Genomic DNA, 5,315 nt, shown 5'->3' with positions numbered 1-5,315 from the left:
CCCCGGCGGGGAGCGGCTACTCGGCCCAGCAGATCCGCGACCTCGAAGCCCAAGGCGTCATCCCTCCGGCACCGCGGGCCGCCAACGGCTACCGCACCTACTCTCCAGAGCACGTGCGCGACCTTCGCGCCTACCGCGACCTGGCCGCGGCCGTCGGGCCCGTCATCGCCCGGCGCACGATGCGCCGCATCCGCGCGTCGGCGTACGACGAGGCGGCGGCCGCCATCACCTCCCTGCACACCGCGCTCGGCAGGGAGCGGGAGGAGGCGCTCGCGGCGCGGCACGCGCTGCTGGCGATCGGCGCCGAGGCGTCATCGGACGCCGAGCCCTCCGCAGGGGACGTGATGACCATCAGCGAACTGGCCGGGGCCCTGGGGGTGCGCGCGTCGACCCTGCGCTTCTGGGAGAAGTGCGGGCTCGTCGCACCGGAGCGGGTCACCACGCGGGCGGGGGCGGCGCGCCGGTACCCGCTCGCGGCGGCCCGCGAGGCCCGCATCACCGCCGCCCTGCGCACCGCCGGGTACCGCATCCCGGACGTGCAGAGGACGATCGCGTCCGTGCGCGGGATCGAGGGGCTGGACGAACCGCTCGCCGTGCTGGAGACCAGGATCGACGCGATCGCCGACCGGATGGTCGCCCTGCTCCGCGCCGGGGCGGCGCTGTCCGAGGTCATCGCCGCCCGCCCGCCCGGTCGGTGAGTGCGCCGCCCGCCCGCCCGGTCGGTGAGTGCGCCGCCCCGCCCGCCCCTCAGGCGCCGGTCGCTCCCTGCGTGATGAGGACGACCAGCGGCAGGGCGGTGTTGTTGACCGCGTGCACGGTCACCGCGGGCCAGATCGATCCGCTTCGGCGCATCACCTCGGCGGCCACGACGCCCACGATGAAGGCGGCGGGGAGGATGTAGTTGAAGCCGTGGAAGAGGGCGAAGACGGCCGAGCCGCCGAGGACCCCCACCAGCGGGCCGTAGCGCAGCAGTGCGTTGGTGACGACGCCGCGGAACAGGAACTCCTCCCCGATGGGCGTGAGGATCGCCAGGAACAGGAAGGTGAGGATCAAGGGCAGGACGCCGCCACCGGCCGCGTCGAAGTACATGCCCTGGGGGTTGGTGTCCTCGAAGTCGGTGAGAGAGGCGATGGCGGCGCTCACGGCCGCCTTGGCGCCGAGAGCGAGCAACCCGGCGGCGGCACCGATGAGCATCCAGCGCCAGCTCGTACGGCGCACACCGAAGGCGGCGAGGGGACGTCGGCGGACGACGACGGCCGCACCGAAGCCGAAGAGGCCCGCGATGCCCGACCAGGCGGCGACGACCAGACCGAAGGCGACGGGATCGAGGGTGAGGGGGCCCTTGGCCCCGAAGAGCAGGAGCCCCGACGTGGCGACAACGAGCCCGAGAAGCCCGACGGCGACCTCGGGCCAGCCCGGCCGCACGGACGCCGCGGAATCGGGTGGGGAAGACAGGCGGTCGGGTCCGGTGGCGGACATGGCGGAGGCCTCCTTGCAGGTGGTCCAGCGTGGCGGGTTCAGGCGTCGCCCCCGACCCACGCGCAGGTCGACCGAGCGGCATGAGGTGTCAGGAGCACACAGCCGATTCCACCGCCGGTGAGACCGATCCGGCAGTGGCGTGACGTCAGGTCTTCGGTGTGACGTGGCGTCATCACTGGAGCAGCGGAGTCAGATGAAGGGGCACGTCCCCGCGCTGCACGGGGCGGGGATACAGATCTCCTCGGAGGTGTCCGAATACGAAGTGATCAGGTCACGTCCGCTGGAGTGGTGTCATTCACGTCCGACCAGGTCAGTGCGATCGTCGCGGCGGTGGGGCGGCCCTGCTCCTGCATCGGCGCCCTGTCTCGGGCCACGTCCGCTGGAGTGGGGGACCTTCTCACGGCCGCGACCGCTTACGCCGGGCGGCCGAAGGCCGCCCGGCAAGGGACCCGCACTGCTCGGCCCGTCCGCCGACAGACGATTCCCGCCTGTCCGCGCGGATGCCACGCCGACCCGGGCGGACAGAGGTGACGCCCCTCCAGAGGACGCAGCCCCCGACTGACGCCCTGNTGGGCAGCCGCGACCGCCGACAGCTTCACCACTCCAGCGGACGCCATCAGATGGTCAGGCCGACCCCGCGCCATCTGGACCAGCACGACCAGGGCGAGGGCGGAGAACCATCCCCACATGTGCGGGGAGCACCCGGCCCAGACGTAGCCGTGGGGGTCGGTGTAGGAGCCGCCCCCGCGCGCGGGAAGCACAGCGACGTCTTCGGCAGCGACACCTACATCGAGAAACCTTCCCTGCGTGTGCGGGGAGCACCCTGGCGTTCTCTAGGTAGAAGCGGTTCACCAGGGACCAACCCCGCCGCGCGGGAAGCACCTGGCGCTCACCCGAACCATCCACGCGTCCCGGGGACCAACCCCACGGGGGGCACCGCCTGTCGTAACGCACAGTGCCGTTGCGCACCGGCCCCCGTGCACGCGGGAGCACAGGCCGAGCGCCCGCTGGAGGGATCAGGGGGCGGGGCCATCCCGCGCGTGCGGGGAGCACGGATGCTCGGCCTAGGGCACCCGGCGGCCCAGGGGACCATCCCCGCACGCGCGGGGAGCACCCCCCCTTCTCGCTGGAAGCCGAGGAGGAGCTGGGACCATCCCCGCACGCGCGGGGAGCACCTCACCCGCCTCCTGCAGGAGGAGGGCAAGCGGGGACCATCCCCGCACGCGCGGGGAGCACTTCATTAGTAAGCGGCATACCTCCGATATCTTGGGACCATCCCCGCACGCGCGGGGAGCACCCTCTTTCACCTGCGGTGTTGGAAAGCCCGACCCGCTCCTCAAACCACTCTGGCACGCGCCCCTGCCCTCCGGATCGGGCTTTGCGGAATCGGCTCAGGCCTTCTTCATGTAGCCGCCGCGCGCGATGCCGTCGTTCAGCAGCCGCGACCAATCAGGCCGCTCCGGCAGCTCGTCCAACGACAGAACCAGCGCCCCCGCCCTCTCCTGCACTGCCGCGCTCCACGCCGCCACCTCCCGCGCGTCGTCGACGTCGACCGCTCCTTGAATCAGCAGGCCGTCATCGCCCGGTCCGTCGACCACCAGCATGGTCACACCCGCCTCGATCCTCCATCCGTCGCACACCGGCAACGTGCCGTCCGCCGCACCGCGGACGACCGGAAGCAGCCCGTGCACCGGGGCCCCGCCCATCAGCAGCACCGGCGCGGGCCCGAACGCGAAAGCCACCTGGTCACGTGGAAGGAACACGGACCGACCATGCCATACCACCGGCCCCGCCCACACCCCGGTTCGGACCACCTCCCCCACGCCCACACACCGCTGCGTGGCAGTCTTGACCCCGCGCCGACCTCCGCGGGGCGGGCCCGCGGGCGTGAGGAGGAGGTACTCGATGCTGCTGGGCAGCGCCGACCAGGGGCGGACCGACGTCCCCGCCGTACGCGTGGGCGACGAGTCGATCGACCGGGCCTCGCTCTGGGAGGCCGCGTCGGCGTTCGCCGCGCGCATCGCGGGCGCGCCCGCGGTCGCCGTGCACGGGGAGGCCGCACTCTCGACCGTCGTAGCCGTCGTCGGCGGAGTGCTCGCCGGGGTCCCGGTGGTGCCGGTCCCGGCCGACGCGGGCACGGCAGAGCGGCGGCACATCCTCGGCGACTCCAAGGCCGCGCTGTGGTGTGGGCCCGCCCTCGACGAGGTCGACGTGCCGCGCGTGCCCGCCGACCCGGCCGACCGCGCCCCCGCCGGGTTCCGGCCCGTCGACCCGGGCCCAGAGGCCACCGCCCTCATCATGTACACCTCCGGCACCACCGGCCCGCCGAAGGGCGTGCTGATCCCGCGCCGCGCCGTCGCCGCCGACCTCGACGGCCTCGCCGACGCCTGGGCATGGACGCAGGACGACGTCCTGGTGCACGGCCTGCCTCTGTTCCACGTCCACGGGCTCGTCCTCGGCCTGCTCGGGGCGCTGCGCACCGGCAGCCCGCTGGTGCACACGGTGCGCCCGCGCCCTGAGGCCTACGCGGCGGCCGCCGAGGCCGGAGGCACGCTGTTCTTCGGGGTGCCGACGGTGTGGTCGCGCATCGCTCGCGATCTCGACGCCGCCAAGGCCCTGGGGGCGGCGCGCCTTCTGGTGTCGGGCAGTGCGGGGCTCCCCGCCGGGGTCGCCCAGGCGATGGAGGCGGCCGCGGGGCTTGCGCCCGTCGAGCGCTATGGGATGACGGAGTCGCTCATCACCCTGGCGGCGCGGGCGGACGAACCGGCCAGGGCCGGGTGGGTCGGCCGCCCGATCGCCGGTGTGCAGGCCCGTCTCCGCAGGGAGGACGGCGGCCCGGTCGCGGCCGACGGGGAGAGCATCGGCGCACTCCAGGTGCGTGGGGCGACGATGTTCGACGGGTACCTGGGGCTGCCCGGGGCGACGGCGGAGGCGTGGACGCCCGACGGATGGTTCTCGACCGGGGACGCGGCCGTGGTGGACGCCGACGGGCGGTTCCGGATCGTGGGGCGCATGTCGGTGGACCTGATCAAGAGCGGGGGCTACCGCGTCGGCGCGGGCGAGGTGGAGTCCGCCCTGCTGGACCACCCGTCCGTGCGCGAGGCCGCGGTGGTGGGCGTGCCGGACGACGACCTCGGCCAACGGATCGTGGCGTACCTGGTGGGCGACGGGATCGACGAGCAGGAGGTGATCGGCTTCGTGGCCGATCGCCTGTCGGTGCACAAGCGCCCTCGGGAGGTGCGCGTGGTCGAGACCCTTCCGCGCAACGCGATGGGGAAGGTGCAGAAGTCCCTGCTGTGAGGCGGGTGCGGGGAGTATGGCCAGGCGGCACGCCCGAGTCGGCGGACGCACCAGAAGCGCCGGGGCGGGGAGGGCGACGACGACCGCCAGTACCCCTTTGCGGCAGCACAGTCGCCCGCCCGGCGTGTGCGCGGTCCCCGTGGTGGGCGGCGACGGCGGGGCCGGGCGATTGCCCGGCCTTGCCTGCCGAGCGCAGGGCCCCTCGCGCCCCGGGAAGGCGGCGGCACGGCAGGGACCCCGCTCATGGCTGCCTGCCGGGCGGCGGGCCACCGGACTACGGGGAAGAGAGCAGCGACGACAAAGGCGGCGGCCCCTGCGGCAGCGCTGTCGGCCGTACGGCGTGTGCGCGGTCACCGTTCTTGGCGGCGATGGGACCAGCAGGTACCCCACTCAAGGCCCTCGGCCGGGTGTCGGGTCGGCGGGGTGCAAGGTGGAGGGGCGATGACGAAGGTCGACGACCCTTCCGGCGGCGTTGTCGGCCGCCAGGCGTGCGGATGGTCATCGGAAGGGGATGGCGTCCCCTGGAGTGGCTGGCC

General features: G+C 73.7%; 4 protein-coding genes. 2 read left to right on the top strand and 2 right to left on the bottom strand.

The genetic code is table 11. The features are described 5' to 3' along the window. Window positions 1-698: MerR family transcriptional regulator (locus D476_RS34365; RefSeq protein WP_017626515.1), on the top strand; the 698-nt coding region annotated here is incomplete at its 5' end. 49 nt (window positions 699-747) lie between these two features. Here D476_RS34365 and D476_RS0124270 read toward each other — a convergent pair. Then, entirely contained in the window at window positions 748-1,479 is a 732-nt protein-coding gene (locus D476_RS0124270) for a CPBP family intramembrane glutamic endopeptidase (RefSeq protein ID WP_017626514.1), read from the bottom strand. Between the two features lie 1,391 nt (window positions 1,480-2,870). Continuing rightward, a complete protein-coding gene (locus D476_RS37090; protein WP_026123814.1) occupies window positions 2,871-3,242 on the bottom strand; it encodes a hypothetical protein in 372 nt (123 codons plus the stop codon). Between the two features lie 142 nt (window positions 3,243-3,384). Between D476_RS37090 and D476_RS0124260 the strand changes: the two genes are divergently transcribed. Then, window positions 3,385-4,779 (top strand): AMP-binding protein, encoded by a 1,395-nt coding sequence (locus D476_RS0124260; RefSeq protein ID WP_017626512.1) that lies wholly within the window; start codon window positions 3,385-3,387, stop codon window positions 4,777-4,779. The last annotated feature ends 536 nt before the right edge of the window (window positions 4,780-5,315 follow it).

The sequence above is a fragment of the Nocardiopsis chromatogenes YIM 90109 genome (assembly GCF_000341185.1).
GTDB lineage: Bacteria > Actinomycetota > Actinomycetes > Streptosporangiales > Streptosporangiaceae > Nocardiopsis_A > Nocardiopsis_A chromatogenes.
This window is presented reverse-complemented; position numbering and strand designations above follow the sequence as displayed.

What these genes read in the sequence shown, in the direction of transcription:
- D476_RS0124270 (WP_017626514.1), bottom strand. Translation starts at nt 1,479, where the DNA reads ATGTCCGCCACCGGACCCGACCGCCTGTCTTCCCCACCCGATTCCGCG.
- D476_RS0124260 (WP_017626512.1), top strand. Translation starts at nt 3,385, where the DNA reads ATGCTGCTGGGCAGCGCCGACCAGGGGCGGACCGACGTCCCCGCCGTA.